20 protein-coding genes and 1 tRNA gene are annotated in these 24098 nt (G+C 71.7%); 8 read left to right on the top strand and 13 right to left on the bottom strand.

Translation table 11 applies throughout. From position 1 onward, the window contains the following. The first annotated feature begins 52 nt into the window (after positions 1-52). Positions 53-2914, top strand: a complete 2862-nt coding sequence (locus ACQPZ4_RS43360) for a BTAD domain-containing putative transcriptional regulator (protein WP_433050003.1) — start codon at positions 53-55, stop codon at positions 2912-2914. Between the two features lie 10 nt (positions 2915-2924). Here ACQPZ4_RS43360 and ACQPZ4_RS43355 read toward each other — a convergent pair whose 3' ends face one another. The 3 genes from ACQPZ4_RS43355 to ACQPZ4_RS43345 form a co-directional block, all read right to left on the bottom strand. After that, positions 2925-3344 (bottom strand): winged helix-turn-helix domain-containing protein, encoded by a 420-nt coding sequence (locus tag ACQPZ4_RS43355; RefSeq protein WP_433050000.1) that lies wholly within the window; start codon positions 3342-3344, stop codon positions 2925-2927. 124 nt (positions 3345-3468) lie between these two features. Further along, positions 3469-3879: a hypothetical protein gene (locus tag ACQPZ4_RS43350; protein WP_433049997.1), complete on the bottom strand. Its 411-nt coding sequence runs from the start codon at positions 3877-3879 to the stop codon at positions 3469-3471. A gap of 69 nt (positions 3880-3948) precedes the next feature. Beyond that, positions 3949-5304 carry a GH1 family beta-glucosidase gene (locus tag ACQPZ4_RS43345; protein WP_433049994.1) on the bottom strand — a complete coding sequence of 452 codons (1356 nt, stop codon included), beginning with the start codon at positions 5302-5304 and terminating at the stop codon, positions 3949-3951. 36 nt (positions 5305-5340) lie between these two features. Between ACQPZ4_RS43345 and ACQPZ4_RS43340 the strand changes: the two genes are divergently transcribed. Beyond that, complete coding sequence (locus tag ACQPZ4_RS43340; RefSeq protein ID WP_433049991.1) at positions 5341-6114, top strand: aldo/keto reductase; 774 nt, start codon at positions 5341-5343, stop codon at positions 6112-6114. Here ACQPZ4_RS43340 and ACQPZ4_RS43335 read toward each other — a convergent pair. Beyond that, positions 6101-6565, bottom strand: coding sequence for a hypothetical protein (locus tag ACQPZ4_RS43335; protein WP_433049988.1), 465 nt, complete (start codon positions 6563-6565; stop codon positions 6101-6103). The two genes, ACQPZ4_RS43340 and ACQPZ4_RS43335, sit on opposite strands and share 14 nt — an antisense overlap. A gap of 24 nt (positions 6566-6589) precedes the next feature. After that, positions 6590-7768: a cellulose binding domain-containing protein gene (locus ACQPZ4_RS43330; RefSeq protein ID WP_433049985.1), complete on the bottom strand. Its 1179-nt coding sequence runs from the start codon at positions 7766-7768 to the stop codon at positions 6590-6592. A 150-nt stretch (positions 7769-7918) separates the two neighbouring features. On the opposite strand from ACQPZ4_RS43330, the gene ACQPZ4_RS43325 reads away from it, so the two are divergent. Continuing rightward, positions 7919-9487 (top strand): methyl-accepting chemotaxis protein, encoded by a 1569-nt coding sequence (locus tag ACQPZ4_RS43325; protein WP_433049982.1) that lies wholly within the window; start codon positions 7919-7921, stop codon positions 9485-9487. A 4-nt stretch (positions 9488-9491) separates the two neighbouring features. On the opposite strand, the gene ACQPZ4_RS43320 is transcribed toward ACQPZ4_RS43325, so the two are convergent. Next, a complete protein-coding gene (locus ACQPZ4_RS43320; RefSeq protein ID WP_433049979.1) occupies positions 9492-9917 on the bottom strand; it encodes a hypothetical protein in 426 nt (141 codons plus the stop codon). Between the two features lie 78 nt (positions 9918-9995). Between ACQPZ4_RS43320 and ACQPZ4_RS43315 the strand changes: the two genes are divergently transcribed. Both ACQPZ4_RS43315 and ACQPZ4_RS43310 read left to right on the top strand, forming a co-directional pair. Continuing rightward, on the top strand, positions 9996-10415 hold the full coding sequence (locus tag ACQPZ4_RS43315; protein WP_433049976.1) for a GntR family transcriptional regulator: 420 nt from the start codon (positions 9996-9998) through the stop codon (positions 10413-10415). A 42-nt stretch (positions 10416-10457) separates the two neighbouring features. Then, the gene (locus tag ACQPZ4_RS43310) at positions 10458-11444 is read left to right on the top strand and encodes a hypothetical protein (RefSeq protein WP_433049973.1); all 987 of its coding nucleotides are present in this window, start codon (positions 10458-10460) and stop codon (positions 11442-11444) included. Positions 11445-11487: 43 nt separating this feature from the next. On the opposite strand, the gene ACQPZ4_RS43305 is transcribed toward ACQPZ4_RS43310, so the two are convergent. Together ACQPZ4_RS43305 and ACQPZ4_RS43300 are read right to left on the bottom strand one after the other, a co-directional pair. Continuing rightward, a tRNA-Val gene (locus tag ACQPZ4_RS43305) sits at positions 11488-11559 on the bottom strand. A gap of 27 nt (positions 11560-11586) precedes the next feature. Continuing rightward, the gene (locus tag ACQPZ4_RS43300) at positions 11587-12045 is read right to left on the bottom strand and encodes a peroxiredoxin (RefSeq protein WP_433049970.1); all 459 of its coding nucleotides are present in this window, start codon (positions 12043-12045) and stop codon (positions 11587-11589) included. A gap of 46 nt (positions 12046-12091) precedes the next feature. Here ACQPZ4_RS43300 and ACQPZ4_RS43295 point away from each other — a divergent pair, with 46 nt between their 5' ends. Continuing rightward, positions 12092-14878 carry an Hsp70 family protein gene (locus tag ACQPZ4_RS43295; protein ID WP_433049967.1) on the top strand — a complete coding sequence of 929 codons (2787 nt, stop codon included), beginning with the start codon at positions 12092-12094 and terminating at the stop codon, positions 14876-14878. A 145-nt stretch (positions 14879-15023) separates the two neighbouring features. Here ACQPZ4_RS43295 and ACQPZ4_RS43290 read toward each other — a convergent pair whose 3' ends face one another. The 5 genes from ACQPZ4_RS43290 to ACQPZ4_RS43270 form a co-directional block, all read right to left on the bottom strand. Further along, the gene (locus ACQPZ4_RS43290) at positions 15024-15455 is read right to left on the bottom strand and encodes a DUF3052 domain-containing protein (protein WP_360379081.1); all 432 of its coding nucleotides are present in this window, start codon (positions 15453-15455) and stop codon (positions 15024-15026) included. A gap of 107 nt (positions 15456-15562) precedes the next feature. Further along, entirely contained in the window at positions 15563-18025 is a 2463-nt protein-coding gene (locus ACQPZ4_RS43285) for a transketolase C-terminal domain-containing protein (protein WP_433049964.1), read from the bottom strand. A gap of 74 nt (positions 18026-18099) precedes the next feature. Then, positions 18100-18534 carry an NUDIX hydrolase gene (locus tag ACQPZ4_RS43280; RefSeq protein WP_433049961.1) on the bottom strand — a complete coding sequence of 145 codons (435 nt, stop codon included), beginning with the start codon at positions 18532-18534 and terminating at the stop codon, positions 18100-18102. A gap of 12 nt (positions 18535-18546) precedes the next feature. After that, entirely contained in the window at positions 18547-18951 is a 405-nt protein-coding gene (locus ACQPZ4_RS43275) for a YjbQ family protein (RefSeq protein WP_433049958.1), read from the bottom strand. A 19-nt stretch (positions 18952-18970) separates the two neighbouring features. Then, positions 18971-19369, bottom strand: a complete 399-nt coding sequence (locus ACQPZ4_RS43270; protein ID WP_433049955.1) for a hypothetical protein — start codon at positions 19367-19369, stop codon at positions 18971-18973. A gap of 280 nt (positions 19370-19649) precedes the next feature. Between ACQPZ4_RS43270 and aceE the strand changes: the two genes are divergently transcribed. Together aceE and ACQPZ4_RS43260 are read left to right on the top strand one after the other, a co-directional pair. Continuing rightward, on the top strand, positions 19650-22409 hold the full coding sequence (aceE, locus tag ACQPZ4_RS43265; protein WP_433049952.1) for a pyruvate dehydrogenase (acetyl-transferring), homodimeric type: 2760 nt from the start codon (positions 19650-19652) through the stop codon (positions 22407-22409). A gap of 425 nt (positions 22410-22834) precedes the next feature. After that, positions 22835-22984 (top strand): hypothetical protein, encoded by a 150-nt coding sequence (locus tag ACQPZ4_RS43260; RefSeq protein WP_433049949.1) that lies wholly within the window; start codon positions 22835-22837, stop codon positions 22982-22984. The last annotated feature ends 1114 nt before the right edge of the window (positions 22985-24098 follow it).

Genomic DNA, 24098 nt, shown 5'->3' with positions numbered 1-24098 from the left:
CCCACCGTGCACCGCCCCGATCAGCAGCCGATCAGCGGCGAATAATCGACTCGTGCTCTCTTTCGGCGTTCTGGGTCCTCTGGAAGCCCGGGATCCCGATGTCGTACCGCTCAAAGGCCCCCGGCACCGCACGATCCTCGCCCGCCTGCTCATCGCCCGCGGGCGGGTCGTCCCGCTCGACGTGCTCGTGGACGACGTGTGGTCGGGCACGCCGCCGGCCGGAGCCCTCGGCGCGCTGCGCACGTTCGTGGCCGACCTGCGCCGCGCCCTGGAGCCGGACCGCAGGCCGCGCACGCCCGCGCGCGTGCTGATCACCGCCCCGCCCGGGTACGCGCTGCGGGCTTCCTCGGTGGACGCGTGGCGCTTCGAGCAGCTGGTCGCGGACGGCTCGCTCGCGCGCCGGGACGAGGCTGCATCGCCGGGGCCCGGGGCCGGTTCGCTCGCGGCGCTGGACGAGGCCCTGTCCTTGTGGCGCGGCCCCGCGTACGGGGAGTGGGCCGCGGAAGGCTGGGCCCGCGCCGAGATCGACCGCCTGGACGACCTGCATCAGCTGGCCCGGGAGCGCCGTGGTGCGGCCCTGGTCGCCGCGGGCCGTGCGGCGGAGGCGGCCGCCGACCTGCGCGCGCTGGTGGCGGCGCACCCGTTGCGCGAGGAGTCCTGGCGGTTGCTGGCGTTGTCGTTGTACCGCTCGGACCGCCAGGGTGACGCCCTCTCCGCGTTGCGCGAGGCGCGCGAGGTGCTGGTTTCGTCGCTCGGCGTCGACCCGGGGCCGGCGCTGCGTGCGTTGGAGGCGGACATCCTGACGCAGTCGGTCGCGGAGCCGGCCGCGCCGCCACCGTCCGGCCGCGACTCCGAGCCGGCTCAATTGCGTGGCGTTGTGTCGTCGGTGTTGTTCGGGCGCGAGGCTGAGCTGGCGCGGTTGCGTGGCAGTGGGGCGTCGGTGGCGCTCATCGAGGGCGAGGCGGGCGCCGGGAAGAGCGCGTTGGCGGAGGCGTTCGCGCGCGAGCAGGAGGCGCGCGGCTGGACGGTGCGGTGGGGGAGGGCGGGCGAGTACGAGGGCGCTCCCGGCACCTGGCCCTGGACCGATCTGCGCACCGCCGGTACCGAGCTGGCGGCCTTGGCGCCGGTGCTGCTCGTCGCCGAGGACGTCCACCGCGCCGATCGGGACGTGTGGGATGTGCTTGCGACCCTGCCCGGCGGCGTGCGGCTCCTCGCGACGGCGCGCGACACCGATCCGAGCGACGCGTTCACCGCGTTCCTGGCCCGGCTCGCGCGCGCGGAGCCGTTGCGCGTCCGGCTGTCCGGCCTCGCCGAACCGGCGACGGCCGCTCTGGTGCGGGAGGTCGTCGGGCGGGGGTTGGGGGCACGGGAGGTACACCTGCTGCAGGAAAGAACGGCCGGCAATCCGTTCTTCGTGCGCGAACTGGCCCGCCTCGTCGCCGCGGATGGTCCGGCCGCTTTGCGCACCGTGCCGCCGGGGGTCCGCGACGTGATCCGGCACCGCCTGGCCCAGCTGCCGGAGCCCACTCGTCAAGTTCTGCGCCAAGCCTCCATCCTGGGGCGCGACATCGACCCCGAGCTGCTCGCCGCGCTGGCCCGCACCGACGTCGTGGACGCCCTGGAGGCCGCGACCCGCGCCGGGTTCCTGACCGACGGCACCAGGTTCGCCCACATCCTGGTCCGCGACACCATCTACGGCGACCTGTCCACCCCTCGCCGTCAATCCTGGCACACCCAAGCCGGCGAAGTCGCGCACCGTTTGGCCCCAAACGACGTGGCGACCCTGGCGTACCACTTCGCCGCCGCGGGCACCCGGGCCACGGCGGCACGGGCGGCCCGCTACTCGGCGGCCGCCGCCGTGCTGGCCGAGCACCGCAACAACCCCCACGAGGCCGCCCGCCTCTGGCGCCAGGCGGTCGCGCACGGCGGCGGCACGGTGGACTCGCTGCTGGGCCTGAGCCGCGCCCTCGCCGTGATCGGCCACCTGGACGAGTCCCGCCACCTCAGAGCGGCGGCACTGGCGAAGGGCTCGACGGCGGAGTTCGCGGTACCGGCGATCTGGCCCCGCAACGACGACGAGCCCCTGTCCGCGGCGATCGTGGCCGCGGCGCGCAGCGCCCTGCCCGGCACCACGGGCGAGGCGCGGGCGCGGCTGCTGATCGCCGAAGCGATGGAACTGCGCGGCCGCGGCGACCCGCGGGGCGCCGACGAGGCATACGCATTGTCGGGCGCGAATGCACAGCTGCGGGCGCTGGCCTTGAACGCGCGATTCCTGCATTGCTTCGCGTCGCCGGGCCGCGCTTCGCAACGCCTGGCGATTGCCGAGGAGCTCCTCGATGTGTCGCGTACCCACGGGCTGGTGACGTTCGAGGTGCTGGGCCACCTGATCGCGGTGCAGTCGTCGTGCGCGCTGAACGACTCGGCGTCCGCCGACGCCCATGCGGCCGCGGCGGATGCGCTGTCGGAGACGTACTCGCTGCCGGTGGTCCCGGTCTTCACCGAGTGGTACGCCGCGATGCGCACGTCGCGCGAACCCTCCTACCGCCGGGCCGACGCCCACCTGGCGACGGCGCAGATGCCGGGAATGCGCGCGGGTCTGCTGGGCCTGGCCCTGCTGTCGATCGACCGTTTGGGTCCGAACGACGACTTGGGCCCGTACGAACCGTGGGCGCGGCCGTTGCTGCTGATCCGAGGCGGCCGGTTGGATGAGGCCCGGGCGGCCCTGCGCAACCTGCCGCCGTCCCCGCGCGACCTGTTGTGGGAGGCGCGGCTGTGCGTGGCGGCGCGGGCGGCGATCGAACTGGACGACACCGAGGCGCATCGAGCGCTGGCGGCGGAGCTCGCGCCGGCCGCCCACGAGTACGCGGCCGGCAGCGGAGTCCTCACCTTCGGCCCGGTCGCCGACTTCCTCTGAGGTCCACCGATCAGGCCGGCTCGTCGGCAGGCGGCGTAATGATCGCGACGCGGTCGGCGGGGTGGTAGGACTCGAGCTCGTCGGTGTGGACCACGATCAGCGGTACCCCTTCGAGCATGTCGAGCCGGTGGCGTTCCTCGTACGTCGGCATGCGCACGGTGATCCGGGCCGCCTGCGGCGCCAGAATCTCTCGTACCTCCGGCGCCTTCCGGACCGTCGAGCGGCGCCCGCGGGTGGTGGAGATCGCCCCCTCGGCACGCAACACTGCCATCGCGTCGCGGATGACGTCGCGGCTGACACCGTAGTCCAGGGACAGGGTGTTCTCGCTGGGCAGTTCCGAGCCGGGCGTGAGTTCTCCGCCCTGCATCCGATCGAGCAGGTCGTGGGCGATCTGGCGGTAGAGCGAAATCCCGGAACGTCGATCCAGCATGGCCGCGACGCTATCACCCATACGGCCATGTGGCCATAAATAGCCGCTACCTGTATCAGCCGAGACGCTGGAAGCAAAAAGCCGCCGCGAGCCAGGCTCGCGGCGGCAGAAAGCAGATCCCGATTTACGGCTTGTGCGGGCAGCGGTGGATCGCCCGCCGCGGAATGCGGGCCGGCCGCCGGATCGAGACCAGCCGCGCCGGCCGTACCGCCGGAATGGACGACGACGAAGGCGCCGAAGACGAAGCCGAGGCGCCCGCCACCGCGGCGAGGTGCGAGGACAGCGCGGCGTGCAGCAGCGTCGGCGACGGGGAAGGCGCCACCGTCGAGGGGTTCGCGCGGCGGTTCAGCGGCTGGTACGTCCGCTGCCCCGGAATCCGCGGCCGCGAGACCGAAGAAACCGGGCGCCGCGGCAAAGCATCCACAACCGGCGACGGCTCCTCGTCCTTCTCCGGCCGCGTCACGATGAAGGCGACGACCGCCGCCACGAGGACGGGGACCAGGTAGAGCAGGGCTCCGGCGTATTGCTCGGCCACGGCGGGGACTCCCAACGGCTGCACAGGACTGACCTGCGCAACGCTACGGATTCCGCCGCACTCACCGTGTCATCCGGTCGGGTCGCGCTGCAAGTCCGGCTGGGGTGCAGCTGCGGTGCAAACCTCCCGGTACCAGTCGTAGGAGCGGCGGGGCGTCCGGACCTGCGTGTCGAAGTCGACGTGGACCAGGCCGAAGCGCTGGTGGTAGCCCTCCGCCCACTCGAAGTTGTCCAGCAGCGACCACGTGCAGTAACCGTGCACCTCGACCCCGGCGTCCATCGCGGCCCGCAGCGCGCGCAGGTCGCCGGCGATGTAGTCGATGCGGAACTGGTCGTCCTGGTCGGGCCAGGAGCAGCCGCTCTCGGTGATCCAGACCGGCGGGAGGCGGTCGCCGTAGCGCTCCTTCATGCCGACGAGCAGCTCGCGCAGGCCGTCGGGGACGACGGGCCAGTCGAAGGCGGTCTTCGGGTACCCCTCGATGTCGAGGCGGACGAAGGGCAGCGGGTCGCCCTCCGGCGGGGCGGCGATCAGCGACGGGTTGTAGTAGTTCACGCCCATGGCCTGGATCGGCTGGGAGATCACCTCGAGGTCGCCCTCCATGATGATCGAGTCGACGTCGGCGGTGGTCAGGAACTCGTAGCCGGGCGGGTACTGGCCGAGCAGGATCGGGTCGGTGAACAGGTGGTTCTGCACCAGGTCGTAGACGGCGGCGGCGAGCTGATCCTCGTCCGAATCGCTCTTGGGCCAGACCGGCGAGTGGTTGTTCGCGAGCGTGACCGGCGCGCTCGAGGTCCGCCGCAGCGCCGAAACTGCAAGACCATGAGCCAGGAGCAGATGGTGTACCACGGGCAGCTGGTCGGTCATCATCTGCAGGCCGGGCGCGTGGACCCCCTGGACGTGCCCGAGGGCGAAGTGGATGTACGGCTCGTTCAGCGTGATCCACAGCTTCACCCGGTCGCCCAGGCGCTCGCCGAGCAGCTCCGCGTACTCCCCGAAGCGCATCGCCGTGTCCCGGTTGGCCCAGCCGCCCTGGTCCTGCAGCTCCTGCGGCAGGTCCCAGTGGAAGAGGGTGACCAGCGGGTCGATGCCGCGCTCGAGCAGCCCGTCGACCAGGCGCTCGTAGAAGTCCAGGCCGGCCGGGTTCGCGGGGCCGCTGCCGGTGGGCTGGACGCGCGACCAGGCGACGGAGAAGCGGTACGCGCCGGCGCCCAGGCCCTTGATCAGGTCGAGGTCCTCGGCCCAGCGGTGGTAGTGGTCGCAGGCCACGTCGCCGGTGTGGCCGTCCCGGACGCGCCCCGGCGTGTGGGCGAAGGTGTCCCAGATGGACGGTCCACGGCCGTCCTCGCCGACGGCGCCCTCGATCTGGTACGCGGCGGTCGACACGCCGAAGCGGAAGCCCGGCGGAAACTGCGGTAGATCCGGCATACGGCGCACGCTATCGCTTCGAGGCAAGATTGGCCCATGGCACACGAGATTCCAGCCGTGGAGCTGGCGCCGGGCGTGAACCTGCCGACCATTGGCTTCGGCACATGGCAGATCACGGGCCGGTCGGCGTACGAGTCGGCCCGGGCGGCCCTCGACGCCGGATACCGCCACATCGACACGGCCACCATGTACGGCAACGAGGAGGAGATCGGCCGGGCCCTGCGCGACAGCGGCCTCGACCGCTCCGAGGTCTTCATCACCACCAAGCTCCCGCCGTCGCAGGCGGGCAAGGAGCGCCAGACCCTCGACGCGAGCCTCAAGGCGCTCGGGGTGGACTTCGTCGACCTGTGGCTCATCCACTGGCCGCCGGCCCGCGGCAGGTCGCTGCCGACCTGGGTGTCCTTCCTGGAGCAGCGCGACGCCGGGCGGATCCGCTCGGCCGGGGTCAGCAACTACGACACCGCCCTGGTCGACGAGCTCATCAAGGAGACCGGCGAGACGCCGGTGGTCAACCAGGTCCCGTGGAGCCCGGCCCAGCACGACCCGCGGTTCCTCGACGACATGCGCGACCGCCGGGTCGTGGTCGAGGGCTACAGCGCCCTGAAGAACACGCCGCTGGACGACCCGCGGCTGGTGAAGATCGCCGAGGCGCACGGGGTGACCGTGCCGCAGGTGGTGCTGCGCTGGCAGCTGCACCACGACGTCGTCATCATCCCGAAGTCCACCCACCCGGAGCGGATGGCCCAGAACCTCGCGGTCCTGGAGTTCTCGCTCACGGCCGACGAGATCGCCACGGTCAACGACGTGTGATGTCCCGGTCGATCCGGGCCCGCCAGCCGCGCTCCTGAGGCTTGCGGCGCAGCCTGGCCAGGGCCGCCACCGCGCCGGCGGTGAGCTCCTCGAAGTCGAAGCCGGTGCGGTGGGTGCCCTTCTGGATGACGAAGGCCATCCCGGCCGAGTTGCTCACCGCCCATCCGGGGCGGGTGCCGAGGCGATGGGCCGCGCCGGCGCCGTACGCCGTGACGAGCTGGATGTCGAACGGGTACCGCACCTCGCCGCCCTCGCGGGTCACCACGATCCGGGCCTGGGCCAGGGTGTCGTCGCGGTTGAACAGGGCCCGCCACCACTTCGTGCGCGGCGCCTCGACCACCACCTCGACGCCCTGCCCGTGCTCGCCCGGATCACCGGCGTCGGCGACGCGCCGGACGAGGTCCACGACCTTGTCCTGGCGCGACCGCCGGAACGGCACCCACCTCTCCACGGCGCCAATGATCGCGCACCGGGTTCAGGAAGTCAGCGCCGCGAAGGCCGATTTGTTCCCGGCCTGATCAAAAGCCCGGACCCTGAAGGTGTACGGCGTGCTGCCGGCCGTCCGCGGCTCGCTCCAGCTGGCCGCGGTCGTGTTCCCGACCCAGTCGGCGCCGTGGAAGACCTGGTAGCCGGCCACCCCCACGTTGTCCCGCGACGCGCTCCAGGTCCACGTCACCCGCGTTTCGGTGACGGTGACCCGCAGGTCGCCGGGCGGCGTGGGCCCCTGCGCGTCCGACGCCGGCCCGGGATCGACGGCCACCATGATGCTGCGCGGCACCGAGCGGTTCCCGGCCCCGTCGAACGCGACGACGGCGAACGTGAAGACCCCGAACCCCAGCGGCGGTACCGTCAGGCTCAGATTGCTCGTCGCCCCGTACCGGTCCCCGTTGACGCTGACCTCGTACCCGGCCACGGCCACGTCGTCGGTGGCGGCGGTCCACCGGATCGTGGTGGACCCCGGGTAGACGGCACCCGGCGCGCCCGGCGCCACCGTGTCGGCCGGCCCGCCCGGCGTGATGACGGCGAACGGCGAGGCGTTCCCGGCGGCGTCGAGCGCCCGCACCCGGTACGTGATGATCATCGGCGGCGGCATGCCCATGGTGTATTCGTCGCCGGTCACCGTCGCGACGAGATTGGCCCCGCTGTAGACCTCGTACCCGGTGACGGCTATGTCGTCGCTCGATGCGTCCCAGCGCAGCGTGAACGTGGTGGTCCCGACGGCCGCGCGCAGGTTCCCGGGCGTCGACGGGGTCCGGATGTCCGCACTCGCCCCGGTGCAGGACCCGCCGTTCAGGGAGCAGCCGAGCGGCCTCCCGGTTCCCTGCGCGACCCACCCGAAGGTCGCGCTGCCGCCGGCCGGAACCGTCGCGTTCCACGCTTCCCCGACGGCCACGTAATGATCGCCGGTCCGGGTCAGCCGAGCGCCCCAGGAATTGGCGACCGTCGTTCCACCCGGCAGATCGAACTCCACCCGCCACGTCAGCGCCGACGCGGCCCCGTTGTCGATCGTGTACTGCCCCGTGTACCCGTTCGGCCATGCGCTCTGCTGCACGAAGGTCGCGGTGGCCACGCCCGGCACGGCGGCCCGGGCGGGGCCGGCGGAAACCGCGGCACCGAGTGCGGCGACGGCGGCCGCCACCAGAAAGCGATTCATATCGCTGAATATAAGCCACACCGCCGCGCGCATTGCGGCACGCGCGCGCGTATGCCCGCGACCGGCAAAACGACCGCGAAACTTTCCCTTGAACGGGCGCCGATCATGCCGTACAGGCGGATGTTCTTGTTCTTGAATGGAGCCGCCCTCATGCGCCGTTGGCTGGGTTCCCGCCGCGTCTACACCAAGATCCTCCTGGTCGCCGCCGTCGCGGTCGCCGGCACCGCGGCCACGGGCATCCTCGCCCTGGTCGGCATCACGCAGCTGCGCGACACCCGCAACGGCGAGGTCGGCGACGCGGTGCCGTATGTCGCCGCCCTGAACCAGGCCGCCCTGTCGGCCAAGGCGGCGGCGAACGACGAGCGGGGCTACCTGCTGCGCGGCGACACCGAGTTCCGCGACGAGGCGCTCGGCCGCCAGAGCACCGTGAATGCCGCGCTGCAGACCGCCCGCGACAACGCCCGGGCCGCCGAGCCCGCCGCCGTCGAGCAGATCCGGGCCGCCCTGGACGCCTGGTTCGGCGCGCTGAAGACGGAGTTCGCGGCGTACCCCACGGACCGCGACAAGGCGATCGCGGACGCCTTCGGGGCCAACCGCGACCTGCGCAAGGTGTACGAGGGCCTGCTCGACACCGAGATCAAACGGGCCAACGCCGCCCTGGTCGCCGGCCGCGACTTCGACCGCACCGCGAACGAGACCCGGGTCGCCGTCATCGCCCTGCTGTGCGTCGCGCTGGCCCTGGCCGTGGCGATGAGCCTGTACATCGCGAACGTCATCGTCCACCCGCTGCGCCGCGTCTCGTCGGTCCTGCGCGCCGTGGCCGGCGGCGACCTCACCCAGGACGCGGGCGTCGACCAGCGCGACGAGGTCGGCCAGATGGCGGACTCGCTGCGCCAGGCCCGCTCCCAGCTGCGCACCACGGTGGCCGACCTGGCCGAGCACTCGACGGCCCTGGCCTCGGCCTCGGAACAGCTGGCCGCGACGAGCCGCGAGTCCGCCGCCGGCGCCGAGTCGGGCTCCCGCCAGGCCGGCGCGGTGGCCACCCTCGCCGACCGCATGTCCGGCACCATCTCCACGGTCGCCTCGGGCGCCACGGAGATGGGCGCCTCGATCCGCGAGATCTCCCAGAGCGCCACCAAGGCCGTGACGGTCGCCGCCCGCGCCGTCGAGGTCGCCGCGGCGACGACGGACGTCATGTCCAAACTCGGCGACTCCTCCGCCGAGATCGGCAACGTCATCAAGGTCATCACCTCGATCGCCGGCCAGACCAACCTCCTGGCCCTGAACGCCACCATCGAGGCGGCCCGCGCGGGCGAGGCCGGCAAGGGCTTCGCGGTGGTCGCCAACGAGGTGAAGGACCTGGCCCAGGAGACCGCTCGCGCCACGGAGGACATCTCCCGGCGCGTCCAGGCCATCCAGTCGGACACCACGGGCGCGGTCGCGGCGATGTCGGAGATCTCGGACATCATCGCGCGCATCAACGAGTACCAGACGACGATCGCCTCGGCCGTGGAACAACAGTCGGCGACGACGGAGGAGATGAACCGCAGCGTCGAGGAGGCCGCGTCCACGGGCCGCCACGTGGCGGAGACGATCGCCGCGGTGGCCTCGTCGGTCAACCAGACCACGACGGGCGTGGCCGAGTCCGAACGCGCGGCGGGCGACCTGGCGCGGCTGTCGGGCAGCCTGCGCACGATCGTCCAGACGTTCCGCTACTGACCCCTCAGTCCCCGGTGGCGCCGAAGAACAGCAACTGACTGGGCTTTCCGCCGGCGTACAGCACGAGATGCCGCCCGGCCCCGCGCTCCGACAGCAGCGGCAGCAGCCGCTCCCGGTCCTCGACGGTCGCCGGCGTGGGCTGCGCGGTCCCGAGCTCGCGGAGGGCCTCCTCGTCGCTGACGGCGAAGGTCCGCCCGAACGCCCGCTGCCCGCTGGTCCCGACCTCGAAGACGTCGAGCACGGAGTGCGTCATGCAGTGCCGGATCTCCTCGTCGGCCCAGAGCTCCCGCTCCGTCCCGGGCCGCGGGCGGTCGCCCTCGTACAGCCAGTAGTACTCGCCGGAGGCGAACACCTCGGCCCGCAGTTTCCGCAGCGCAGCGGCCACGTCCTCGTCGAACGGCACAACATGGTCCCAGCCGGACGCACCCATGAAGCGGATCCTGCCACAACCTTCGATACCTGGACGGCTATATGGCCACATGGCCTTATAGGTGATACCGTCGCGGCCATGCTCGATCGCCGTTCCCCGGTCTCGCTGTACCGCCAACTGGCCCACAACCTGCTGGACCGGATGCGCACCGGGGAACTCCCACCCGGCGCCGACCTGCCGAGCGAAAACACCCTCTCCCACGAATACGGCGTCAGCCGCGACGTCGTCCGCGACGCCATGGCCGTGCTACGCGCCGAAGGCACCATCGTCACCACCCGCGGCCGACGCTCCTCAGTCCGCAGAACCACCACGGTCGAAGAACTCCACGCGCCACCGGCAGCCCGGATCACCGTCCGCATGCCCACGTACGACGAACGCCACCGGCTCGACATGCTCGAAGGCGTCCCGCTCATCGTCATCCACACCGACGAGTTCGAGTCCCACCACCCCGCCGACCGCGTCGCGATCATCACGCCGCCCGAGCCGGCGGGGCTCTGACGGGGCGATACGGACCGTGACCATCGACTATGGTGAGATCCCGTGACGTATCCACCGGCCGGTGAGCCCAACCAGAATCAATATTTCGGCGGCTATCCACCGCCGCCGCCCGGGCCGCCACCGACCGGCGCATTTCCGGCGCAGCCGGCGGCCCCCGGGTATCCGCCGCAGCCGCAGTACCCGCCGCCGGCGCAGGACTGGCAGCAGCAGGCGCCGCCCACGCAAGGCTGGCAGCCACCCCCGCCCACGCAGGGCTGGCAGCAGGCGCCGCCGACGCAGGGCTGGCAGCAACCCCCGATGCAGCCTCCCATGCAGCCCATGGGCCCCCCGCCCGGCGGCGGCCGGACGAACCCCTGGGTGCCCATCGGCGTCATCGCCGGCATCCTGGTGCTCGCCGTCATCGGTGGAGTGCTGGTCCTCACCAAGGTGTTCGGCGGCAAGGACGACGAGCCGACCACCCCCCTCGCCGCCCCGCCGACCACGGGCGGTGCCGCTCCCACCACCGGCGGGCTCAAGACGCCGACCAAGACGACCGCGCCCGCCGCCGGGCCGGTCAAGTACAAGGCGGCCGGCGACGTCTGCGGGATGGACCTGAGCGCGCTCGGGCAGTACTCCTTCAAGAAGGAGAAGTCCACGCCCAACGTGCGCAACACCGGTGGCATCGCGCGCGCCGACTGCGACTTCGACCTGCGCACCTCGGCCGGGGTGAAGGTCACCTTCAACATCAAGACGCAGGTGTACACGACGGCCAAGGAGGCGAAGTCCTACTTCGACTCCGGGTACGACCTGGACAAGCAGCGCTACTTCGACAGCGAGCTCAGCGGCATGGGCGAGCGGGCCTACGGTACGAACCGGGACTGGGACATCGGCTCGAAGACCAGCGACTACACGATCCGGCTGGTCGACAGCAATCTGTACCTCTCGATCAGCCTGGTGACCTTCGGCACCTCGTTCGTGCCCAAGGACCAGCTCAAGCCCAAGGCGGTCGACGAGATGAAGGCCATCCTCGGCGCGATGCCGGCGGCCTGACGAAACGCAAGCAGGGGCTCGCATGAGCCCCTGCTTCGCACCGTGGGCACGGTTGGTTTCGAACCAACGACCCCTCGCTTGTAAGGCGAGTGCTCTCCCACTGAGCTACGCGCCCGGGTACCCAGCATGGTACCGAACAACTTCACAACGCGGCGACGGCCGATCGCCAGACCTCCGGGTCGCGGGACTGACCTGCCGAAACGCGCTCGGTGAAGGCGACGATGCCGTCCGGGTCGACGAGGAAGGTCCCCCGGTCGGCGTACCCCTTGGCCTCGTTGAGCACCCCGTACGAGGCGGCCACGGCGCCGTGCGGCCAGAAGTCGGCGAGCATCGGGAAGGTCCAGCCCTCGCGGTCGGCCCAGACCTTGTGCGCGTACGGGGAGTCGACCGACACCGTCAGCACCTGGACGCGGTCGTTCTGGAAGTCGGCCAGATGCCGCTGCAGGCCCGCGAGTTCGCCCTGGCAGGTGCCGGTGAAGGCGAGCGGGTAGAACACCAGCAGGACCGCCTTGTAGGAGCGGTACGAGGTCAGTTTGACCTCCTGGTTGTTCTGGTCGCGCAGGACGAAGTCCGGTGCCGGATCTCCGACATCCACTGTCATGCCTCGAATATGCCAGTTGTCGTACCGGGCACCTACACTCACCCGCATGGCAGCAGGGCCGCGGCTCGGCATCGACTTCGGGACCTCCCACACCGTCGCGCTTCTCGCGTGGCCGGACGGGAGAGTGCGCCCGTTGCTGTTCGACGGGTCGCCGTTGCTGCCGTCGGCGGTGTACGCGCAGACCGACGGGGCCCTGCTCGTCGGGCGCGACGCGGTGCACGCCGCGCGGGTCGACCCGGCGCGGTTCGAGGGCAGCCCGAAGCGGCGCATCGACGACGGGACCGTTCTGCTGGGGGACCGGGAGCTGAGCGTGCCGTCGCTGATCGGGGCGGTGCTCGGGCACGTCAACCAGGAGGCGGTGCGGGTCGCGGGCGGGCCGGTGGCCGAGCTGACGCTGACCCACCCGGCCGCGTGGGGCGTCTCCCGGCGGCTCGCCCTGATCGAGGGGGCGAAACTGGCCGGGCTGCCGCAGCCGGCCCTGATGCCCGAGCCGGTCGCGGCCGCGCACTACTTCGCCGGTGTCCTGCAGAAGCCGCTCGCCGGCGACCAGGGCCTGCTGGTGTACGACTTCGGCGGCGGCACCTTCGACGCGAGCCTGGTCAGCCGGTCGGGGGAGGGCTTCGACGTCCGCGCCGTCGACGGCATCGACGACCTGGGCGGGCTCGACCTCGACGCGCTGATCGTGGAGCACGCGCGCGGGCAGATCGAGAACCCCGAGGTGTGGGCGCGGCTGGACAACCCGCAGAGCACCGAGGACCGCCGGCACCGCCGCATGCTGTGGGACGACGCGCGCATCGCCAAGGAGATGCTGTCGCGCACCCCGAGCGCCGCGCTGCACGTGCCGATCGCGGCGGCCGACGTGACGATCACCCGCGAGCAGTTCGAGGACAAGGCCCGCGCCCTGCTCGAGCAGACCGTGCGCACGACGGGCGCGGTCATGCGCTGGGCCGGGATGGACAAGAGCAAGCTCGCCGGCCTGTTCCTGGTCGGCGGCTCCAGCCGGGTCCCCCTGGTCAACACCCTCCTGCAGCGCGAGCTCGGCCTGGCCCCCACCGTCATCGAGCAGCCCGAACTGGTCGTGGCGGAGGGCAGCCTGCGCGCCTGGGTCAACATCGCCCGTCCCGCGCAAAATGCCCAAAACCCCCAAAACGCCGCCATTGTACCGTCTGAACCCCCGTCAAGTGCCGCTGGCAGTCCGGCCGCCGCGTCAACCGCCGCCGCGGCTGGAGCGGGCGCCGCCGGTGCGATGGGAGCAGCCGCCGGAGCAGCCAGTCCAGCGGCAGCGGCCGGTCAGCAGGCCCCCATGTGGCCGCAACAGGCCGCTCAGGCCGCGCAAGGCATGCCCCAGCCAGGCCAGCAGGCCGGCCAGCCGACGGCTCAGCCGGGTCAGCAAGCGGGACAGCAGCCGGGTCAGCAGGCCGGGCAGCAGGCCGGGCAGCAGGTCGGGCAGCAGGTCGGGCAGCAGCCGGGACAGCAGCAAGGCCAGTTCGCCCACCCGCAGCCCCCGGCCGGCAACGCCCCGGTGAGCAGCGCCCCCGCCAGCGGCGCCCCGGTCAGCCCGGCCGCCTTCCAGCAGCCCCAGCAGCAGCCCCAGTACCAGCAGCCGCAGTACCAGCAGCCCCAGTACATGGCCGGCAGCCCCGTCAGCCCGGCCGCCTTCCAGCACCCGGCCCCCGTGAGCGGCGCCCCCACGATGCCCGTCAGCGGCGCCCCGGTCGCCCCCGTGAGCCCCGCCGCGTTCCAGCAGCAGCACCCCGGCGCCTACCCCACGGTCCCGCAGCACCAGCAGCCGCACCACGGCCCCGACGCGCAGGCGACCCAACGGCTGCGCCCGATGACCCCGGCCCCGCAGGTGCCGCCCCCGCAGGCGTACGTCTCGCCCGCCGCCCAGCCGACCGTCTACGCCCCGCCGCCCCGCGAGGAGGCCCCGCCGCCCCCGAGGCAGGGACGCAACTGGGCCGTCCCGCTGCTGATCGGCATCCTGGTGCTGGCGCTCGGCCTGGCCGGGTACGTCGTGTTCCAGAACCGCGACAAGACCGGCAACCAGGCGGCCGGGGACGCCGGCACCTCCGCCCCGGCCACGGACGCTTCGGGCGACGTGGTGCGGGCGATCCCGCAGTACAACCGCGAAGAAGAACCCTCCTGGGTGCCCAACGGCTGGCGGGACCAGGGCTTCGGGGCCGTCGACCAGCTCTGGAAGTCGCAGCAGGAGTCCGAGGGCGGCCGCTGCGACACCGGCAACGGGCGGCTGCGGGTCACCACCGACCAGGCGCCCGGGCTGACCGGCTGCACGCTGAAGCCGCCGCTGGACGTGCCGATGACCGACGGCAGCATCGAGACCAAGGTCAAGCTGAGCGCGGGCTGCGCGGGGCTGTGGCTGCGCACCGGCGAGCACGGGTACACGCTGGGTCTCTGCGACGACAACAAGGTGCGGCTGTACAAGCTGTACAAGGACCCGCCGAACGAGCACGACCTGATCAAGGAGTGGTCGTACAAGCCGGGCAGCGGCGTGCAGGACATGTTCGTCGCGTTCAAGATCGAGGGGAACCAGCTCAACGCCTACGTCAACGGCGTGCAGTTCGGCCCGGTCACCGACGACGAGATCCACACGGGGAAGGTGAACCTGGGCGCGTTCACCCTGACGGGGAAGTCCGCCGACGCCTCGTACACCCAGGTGCGCGTGTTCATGCCCGAGGACTGGCAGCCGGGCAACGGCCCGACCACGACCCGCACGAAGAACCCGCAGCCGTCCACGTCGAGCTCGGGATGGAACTCCAAGAGCCCGTCGGCCGCGCCGACCACGAAGAAGGCCACGCCGCAACCCACGGCGTGAACGCCGCGCCGCTTGCGGCGTGAGCGCCGAGCGTGCGGACGAGTGGCCGCGCAGGGCCACGCCGCTGCCCACGGCGTGACTTCAGCGGGCGGAAGGGTGGCCGCGCCGTGCGAGGACGCGGCCGGGAAAGGCCTATTTCACGAGCTCACCGGCGCGAGCGCGCGGCACGGGGCGCGACCAGCCGGGCCGCGGTCCAGTCCTTGCCCGCGTTGACCGTCGAGGTCTGCTGCAACCCCGCGGTGGGCGCCGACTCGTTGATGTCGCTCGGCTCGACGTGCCCGGGGCGGCCGGCCTTCGGGGTGAGCAGCCACACCACGCCGTTGTCCGCCAGCGGGCCGAGGGCGTCGATGAGCGTCTCGACCAGGTCCCCGTCTTCGTCGCGCCACCACAGCAGCACCACGTCGACGACCTCGTCGGTTTCCTCGTCAACCAGCTCCCCGCACCGGTCGATCAGGACGTCGCGGAGATCCTGGTCGACGTCGTCGTCGTACCCCATCTCCATAACGACCATGCCCGGTTCGACTCCGAACCGGTCCGCCAGGCTCTTCACCTCGGCCTGACCCGCGGTCGCGTTCACTGTCCACTGCCTCCTGTCGCAACAACCACTGTTAGCGCGTAGTCCACACAGTACGGGCCGTCAACGCAAGTGGCGCACCGATGCGATCGAAAAACTGTCTGTCCAAGTTACCGGGCGAGCAAGGATCTCGCTCCCTGAACGATCTGCTCTTCGGACACCAGTACGTGATTGGCGGCCGGACCGAGGGGGACGAACGAGTCCACGGCGGCCACCCGGCGGGCCACCCCGACGTATCCGCCGTCCACCAGGGCCGCGATCACGCCCTCGCCGACGCCCCCGGAGCGGCGGGTCTCGTCGACGATGAGCACGCGGCCGGTGTCGGAGGCGTTCTTGATGATGTCGCCCACCGGCAGCGGCGAGAGCCAGCGCAGGTCGACCACCCGGCAGGCGATGCCCTCGGCGCTGAGCCGGGCGGCCGCGCGCAGGGAGAGCCGCACCCCGTTGCCGAAGGTGATGATGGTCAGGTCGTCGTTGGGGCCGTTGCTGTACGCGCGGGCCCGCCCGATCGGCACGTGGATGGCGGGCCATTCGCTGGGCGGCGCGTAGTCCGCCACCCACCAGTTGTCGTTGTCGGTGTGCAGGTCGCGCGTGTGGTACAGCGCGATGGGCTCCAGAAACACGCAGACGCTGCCGTCCACGACGGCGCTGGCCAGGCAGGTGCGCAGCATGGGCGCGGCGTCCTCGGCGCGGGCCGGGGCGGCGACCACCAGCCCCGGGATGTCGCGCAGTACGGCCAGGGCGTTGTCGTTGTGGAAGTGCCCGCCGAAGCCCTGCTGGTAGGCGAGGCCGGCGACCCGCACCACCATCGGGTTGTGGAACGCCCCCTGCGAGAAGAACTGCATGGTGGCCGCCTCGCCGCGCAGCTGGTCCTCGGCGTTGTGCAGGTAGGCGAGGTACTGGATCTCGGGGACCGGCAGCATCCCGGCCACCCCGGCGCCCAGCCCGAGGCCCAGGATGCTCGTCTCGTCCAGGAGGGTGTCGAACACCCGGGTCGCCCCGAAACGGTCCCGCAGGCCCTTGGAGACGCCGTAGACACCACCCTTGGCGGCGACGTCCTCGCCGAACACGATCATCTGGGGGTACGCGAGCATGGCATCTGTCAGCGCCGCATTGATGGTCTGGGCGAGGGTGAGCGGCCCGCCCTTCTCCGGCAGCTTCCCGCCGAACGCGGCCAGGCGGCTGGCCGGGTGGCCGTTGCCGTTGCCGTTGTTGCGCGGGGTGCCGGAGACCGGCCGGACCTCGGCGGCGGGCGGCGGGGTGGGCTCGGGCTCCGGCCAGTCCTCGTCGGAGGCCGCGGCCGCGGGCTCGGCCGGCTCGGACGCGAACTCCAGGTCGTCGTCGAGCTCGCGGCCCGCATCGTCGTGCGGCTCCTCGGGCAGCTCGTCGGCGCCGAGGTGGGCGGCCGCGTCGGCGACGGCCCGGGAGACCCGCACCGGCCGGCGCGGGGCCAGCGGGGCGGTGATCTCCGAGGCGCCGCCGAGCTTGGGCTCGCCGAGCACCTCCTCGGCGACCCGGCGCACCTCCCAGCCGATCTCGTCGTAGCGGGTCATCAGCTCGGCCGGCGCCGCCACGCCCGCCTCGACCAGCAGCCGGGCGGTCCGCACGAGCGGGTCGCGGGCCAGGTCGGCGGCGATCTCGACGGGGGAGCGGTACGCCATCTCCGCGTCGGCCCCGGCGTGCCCCATGAGCCGCACGGTGGTCAGGTGCAGCACGGCCGGGCGGCGGTACCGGCGCACCCAGGCCGCCGCCTCCGCCGCGCGGTCGTAGGTCTCGGCCGAGTCGCAGCCGTCGGCCGAGTAGTAGCGCAGCCCCGGGCGGCTGCTGAGCGCGGCGGCGACCCAGCCCTCGGGCGAGCGCACGCTGATGCCCAGCCCGTTGTCCTCGCAGACGAACAGCAGCGGCAGCTTCAGCCCGATGTGGTCGCACCAGCCGGCCGTGTTGAACGCGGCGGTCGCGGCGGCGTGGTTGATCGAGGCGTCGCCGAACGAGGAGACCACGATCGCGTCCGGCGGCCAGCCGTGCCCGCCGCCGGGCGGGCTGAGCCGCTTGCCCCGGCCCAGCGCGTAGCCGACCCCGACGGCCCGCGGCAGGTGGGAGGCGATCGTCGAGGTGGTCGGCACGATGTGCAGGTCCGCGTGCCCGAAGATCTTGTGCCGGCCGCCGGCGATCGGCTCCCGCGACGAGGCGACGACCCCGCGCAGGACGTCGCGGATCGGGTCGCTGCCGGCCACCTGGGAGGCGCGCATGCAGTAGAACCCGCCGGAGCGGTAGTGCAGCAGGGCCGGGTCGGTCGGGCGCAGCGCCGCGGCCACGGCGGCGTTCCCCTCGTGCCCCGAGGACCCGATCGTGTAGTACCCCGCGTCGAAGCTGCGCAGCCATCGCGCGGCCAGGTCCAGGTGGCGGCTCGTCGACTGGGCGTCGTAGAGCGCGCGGGCCTGCTCCCCGGTCAGCGCGGTGTCCTCGCGGACGGGCTCGTCGGCGTCGCGCGCGGAACCCGCGGCCACGAGCCCGGCGAGCTCGGCACGGAACCGCTCGTCGAGATCCTGAGGGGTGGTCACGCTCGACAGCATGGCCGAAAACGGTCATCTGATGCCACCCAGGGCAGGTGTACCGGCCGAATCAGGCCAAAGGAACGACCCGGCGGCTACCGGTCGGCCAGCGCCCGGTACTCGGGTGAGGCCAGGAATCCGGGCAGCAGCAGCGCCGCGGTCACCCCCAGGTCGCGGGCGAGCGCCTCCTCGGGTGTGAGGAAGACCATGGCCTGCCCCTCGCCCAGCACCACGTCGTCCTGCGCGGCGTCGGTCGGGCCGCAGTAGACGTGCATCTCGACCTCGCCGTCGGCGGTGGTCACCGAGGGGCGGGTGCGCACGGTGTACGGCCGGATCGCCCCGGCGTCCAGGCCCGTCTCCTCCATCACCTCGCGGCGGGCGGCCTCCTCGGGCGACTCGCCGGGCTCGATCTTGCCGCCGGGCATGGCCCACTGGTTCGGCGACACCTTGGCGTGCGCGTCGCGGTGCTGCATGAGGACGCGTCCCTCGGGGTCGACGAGGAACACGACGGCGACACGGCGCTCGATCACGGGCTCATCCTGTCATCCGCGGACAAAACTGAAGCGGACCTGGCGTGTGGCGTTGTCGCCGTTCGGGTCGACCAGGCAGATGGACTGCCAGGTGCCCAGGGCGATCCGCCCGCCGAGCACCGGCAGGGTGGCGTACGGCGCGATGAACGCCGGCATCACGTGGTCCCGCCCGTGGCCGGGGGAGCCGTGCCGGTGCCGCCAGCGGTCGTCGGCGGGCAGCACCTCGTCGAGGGCCCGCAGCAGGTCGTCGTCGCTGCCGGCGCCGGTCTCGATGATGGCCACGCCGGCGGTGGCGTGCGGGACGAACACGTGCAGCAGGCCGTCGCCCTGGTCCTGCACGAACCGGGCGGCCTCCTCCGTGATGTCCCGCACGACGGGCTGGGAACCGGTCCGGACCGTGATCACCTCGGTGCGCATCGGCCGATTCTCCCAGCCGTCAGTCTGAGCTGCTGCTGGAGGATGACCCGGAATCACTCGAGCCGGAGTCACTTGAACTGCTGGATCCGGAGTCGCTGGAGCTGCTGGAGCCGGAATCGCTCCAGGACGGTCCCGAGTCGTGGTGGTGGATCGTGTGGCCGTGGCTCTGCCAGGTGTCATGTGACGACGAGGACGACTGGTCCGTGTGCGTGTAGGAGGCGCTCGGCGGGCCCGGGGTCCAGTTGGCGTCCAGCGGGCTCGGGGACTCGGCGTAGCCGCCGGATCGGTGGTCGGCGTTGCGCGGGACGGAGCGGGTGACCCGCCGTACGACAAGAACGACCGTGACGATCGCCACGGTCACCGCGGCGGTGACGATGCCGCACGGCAGCAGCAGCCACAGGGACGAGTTCTCGGACACGGGCGGCACCGTAGCCCTCGGACGGGCCTGGAATACTCGCAATGTCGCCCTTACGTCAAGAGGGAGACGCCACAGAAGTTACCGACCGGTATCGTGTCGAGCGTCGCAGTTGGCGTCCCGTAGGCGTGACGGACGGCACCGAAGGCAGGCAGGATGGACATGGGCTCATAACTGGCCATGAACCATCGAGCCACACCCCGAGGCCACCCAGACCGGTCGCAGCGCCCGACGCGTCCCGCCGAGCACCACTCCGGTCGCTAGCAACCCAGAAGGAACGCCTGTGTCGACCGAACGCAAGCGCCCGGTGATCAGCGACGGCCTACCGAGCCAGCTGCCCGACATCGACCCCGAGGAGACCACCGAGTGGGTCGAGTCGCTGGACGGCGTGATCGATGAGCGTGGAACCAAGCGCGCACGGTACGTGATGCTGCGGCTCCTGGAGCGCGCACGCGAACGACAGGTCGGCGTCCCGCCGCTCACCACCACGGACTACATCAACACCATCGCGCCGGAGCGGGAGCCCTGGTTCCCCGGCAACGAGCACATCGAGCGGCGCATCCGGGCGTACATCCGGTGGAACGCGGCCATGCTCGTGCAGCGCGCCCAGCGTCCGGACGTGGGCGTCGGCGGCCACATCTCGACCTTCGCCAGCGCCGCCAGCCTCTACGAGGTCGGCTTCAACCACTTCTTCCGGGGCAAGGACCACCCGGGCGGCGGCGACCAGGTCTTCTTCCAGGGCCACGCGTCCCCCGGCATGTACGCCCGCGCCTTCATGGAGGGCCGGCTCAGCGAGCAGCAGCTCGACGGCTTCCGCCAGGAGCTCTCGCACCGCGGGCTCGGCGGCGGCCTGCCCAGCTACCCGCACCCGCGGCTCATGCCCGGCTTCTGGGAGTTCCCGACGGTCTCGATGGGCCTCGGCGGCATCAACGCGATCTACCAGGCGCGCTTCAACCGGTACCTGCACAACCGGGGCTTCAAGGACACGTCCGACCAGCACGTATGGGCGTTCCTGGGCGACGGTGAGATGGACGAGCCCGAGTCGATCGGCGCCATCGGCGTCGCGGCCCGCGAGGAGCTGGACAACCTCACCTTCGTGATCAACTGCAACCTGCAGCGCCTCGACGGCCCGGTCCGCGGCAACGGCAAGGTCATGCAGGAGCTGGAGTCCTTCTTCCGCGGCGCCGGCTGGAACGTGATCAAGGTCGTCTGGGGCCGCGAGTGGGACCCGCTGCTGGCCGCCGACACCGACGGCGCGCTGGTGAACCTCATGAACGTCACGCCCGACGGCGACTACCAGACGTACAAGGCCGAGTCCGGCGCCTACGTCCGCGAGCACTTCTTCGGCCGCGACCCGCGCACCCGCAAGATGGTCGAGCACCTGACCGACGACGAGATCTGGAACCTCAAGCGGGGCGGGCACGACTACCGCAAGCTGTACGCGGCCTACAAGGCGGCCACCGAGCACACCGGGCAGCCGACGGTCATCCTGGCCAAGACCATCAAGGGCTGGACGCTGGGCTCGCACTTCGAGGGCCGCAACGCCACGCACCAGATGAAGAAGCTGACCCTGCAGGACGTCAAGGACTTCAGGGATCGCCTGTACCTCGAGATCCCCGACAGCGCGATCGGCGAGAACCCGTACGCCGTGCCGTACTACCGCCCGGACGAGAAGTCCGAGGAGATGGAGTACATGTTCGAGCGCCGGCGCGCACTCGGCGGCTCGGTGCCGGAGCGGCGGACCAAGCACATCCCGCTGCAGCTGCCGGAGAGCGCCACCTACGGCGACATCAAGCGCGGCTCGGGCAAGCAGAAGGTCGCCACCACGATGGCCTTCGTGCGCATGCTCAAGGACCTCATGCGCGACAAGGGCATGGGCAAGCGCTGGGTCCCCGTCATCCCCGACGAGGCCCGCACCTTCGGCATGGACTCGCTCTTCCCCACGGCCAAGATCTACTCGCCGCACGGCCAGAACTACACCCCGGTCGACCGCGAGCTGTTCCTGTCCTACCGCGAGGCCACGACCGGCCAGATCCTGCACGAGGGCATCAACGAGGCCGGCTCGGTAGCCTCGTTCACCGCCGCCGCGACCAGCTACGCCACCCACGGCGAGCCGATCATCCCGGTGTACATCTTCTACTCGATGTTCGGCTTCCAGCGCACCGCCGACGGCATCTGGGCCGCCGCGGACCAGATGAGCCGCGGCTTCCTCCTCGGCGCCACCGCCGGCCGCACCACGCTGAACGGTGAGGGCCTGCAGCACGAGGACGGCCACTCGCTGCTCATCGCCGCGACCAACCCGGCCGTGGTGGCCTACGATCCGGCCTTCGCGTTCGAGATCGCGCACATCACCGAGAACGCCGTGAACCGCATGTACGGCGAGACCCCGGAAGACCTCATCTACTACCTGACGGTCTACAACGAGCCGATCTTCCAACCGGCCGAGCCGTCGGACGTGGACGTGGACGGCCTGCTGCGGGGCCTGTACCGGTACCAGCCCGCTTCGGCTCTCGAAGGCGCTCCTGCCGAGGGCCCCAAGGCGCAGCTCCTGGCCTCGGGCACGGGCATGCAATGGGCGCTGAAGGCCCAGAAGCTGCTGGCCGAGGAGTGGGGCGTAGCGGCGGACATCTGGTCGGCCACGTCGTGGACAGAACTGCGCCGCGACGCCGTGCGGGCGGAGGAGCACAACCTCCTGCACCCGGCGGACGAGCCCCAGATCCCGTACGTCACCCAGCGCCTGCAGGACACGGCCGGCCCGGTCATCGCGGTCTCGGACTTCATGCGCGCGGTGCCGGACCTGATCGCCCGCTGGATCCCGAACGACTACACCTCGCTCGGCACGGACGGCTTCGGCATGTCGGACACCCGCCACGCCCTGCGCCGCCACTTCCACGTGGACGCCGAGTCCATCGTGGTGGCAACCTTGCGCCAGCTGGCCCGCCGCGGCGAGGTCCCAGCCTCGGCGGCCGCGGACGCGGCCAAGAAGTACGCCATCGACGACGTCAACGCGGCGCCGGTCGGCGAAACCGGCGGCGACTCGTAACATCGCTGCATGTCTGAGGGGGCCGCGACAGTTCGCTGTCGCGGCCCCTTTGCAATGCTTCGCGCCGTCTTGCGGACCGCGGCCGTCGGTTTCGTGCGAGTTTTCGTCGGGTCATGACTTTTCCGGCCGCAGGGCGGGCGCCCGTCGACTCCCCGCCACGGCAGGTTCGCATTGCGTGACGGCGGCCCAAGGTCGACTTGGCGCCTCTGGGTAGCGTGGTGAAGACCGGAACGCCGCCGCAGCCATGGCAGTGCAGAGCCGCAATCGCGAGTGTCGTCCGGCCCTCGGACTCGCAAGCCCTCCGAGGGCCGTGTCATCGCCCTGGCCACCTCGCCCGCGCGCTGGGGGAGGATCGCTTTGGACGGCCGTGACTGTTGCGGGCGCACGGGGCGCCGGGAACGCTAGTCGTGGCGGATGATGGAGGGATGCGGGCGAATCGGGATCCGAGCGTTCTTGCCGTGCTGCGGGCCGCCGCCATTGGGTTCGTAATCGGCGGGCTCGGGATCATGCTCGTGTTCTTCGCCATGGGGTGGCTGTTCACGTTGGTCTTTCCCGACCTGGGCCACGCGGACTAGGCCGGCGGGAGCGGCCGGCCGGATCGGGGCTGAGGTCGTGCCGTGCGGCGCCGCGCCGAATCGGCCGTGCGGGCGGGCCGAGCCGTGCCTGGCCGCGCCGGCCGACGCGTGCCCGCGGTGGGCTCCGAGTGGCCGCGCTGGGCGCCACTCGGCCGCAGCGGGCGATGCCGCACGGGCTCGCCGCCCGCGGCCCGCCGGGCGAGCCGGGCCGGGCCTTGCTCCTTGCCGGTCCGTGCTGACCCCGCGCCGGGCCCACCCCGCGCCCGATCTCGCTACGCCGAGCTGCCGCTGGGTCCGCGCCGCGCCGGGGTCCGTGCCGCGCCGGGGTCGATCCGCGCCGCGCCGGGGTCCGTGCCGCGCCGGGGCCGGTCCGCGCCGCGCTGGGGTCCTGCCGCACCAAGGTCCGCGCCGCGCGCCGGGGCCTGCGCCGCGCCTGGGGCCACGCGGGCTGGGTCTGCGCCGCGCCTGGGGCCACGCGGGCTGGGTGTGTGCCGCGCCGGGGTCCGTGCCGCGCCGGGGGGCTACGCGGGGTCGGGGAGGCGCTGGGCTGCGAGATGATCGATAGCGAGGGCAACACGCCCCTCAGCCGCTGCTTCGAATGGGCGCGCAATCGGCCGGCGTTGATCAAGAGAATGCGCGGAATCCGGCGAACGACGCAAATCACGAAATTTCCGGAAAAGGCGGGTTCCACGAATGGTGGAATTGACGTCAACCAAGTTGAAGAGCGATTCTGGCACTGTGTCGCGCAGCGTTACGCTCGGTCGATATCCCGGAGCGTGTGGGCCGAGCGTCCGCCCCCGGCAACGGATCATCCGACGTCAAGAGCCGTAACGGTTCGACCTCCGCCGACTTACGGGTCGATGATGATCAATAGAGTAGATCAATCGGCGGCTTTAAGTAGGTACCCTCGCGTTCCTTGAGTACTACGTTCGGATTACGAGGGTCGACCGTGGGGCCACAGCGAGGCTACGTTGGGCACCGGCATGAATTCTGCACGTGAACATTTCCGTGGGAGAGCCGGTTCTGTGATCTCGACGCAGCGTAGTGGTACGGCCCGTGACGACCGGCGTGACGCGCCGGTCCGGTCGTGTGCGCTGAGTAAGAGCACGGAAGC

Origin of the sequence: Dactylosporangium sp. CS-033363, assembly GCF_050942475.1 — a bacterium.
Taxonomy (GTDB): Bacteria; Actinomycetota; Actinomycetes; order Mycobacteriales; family Micromonosporaceae; genus Dactylosporangium.
This window is presented reverse-complemented; position numbering and strand designations above follow the sequence as displayed.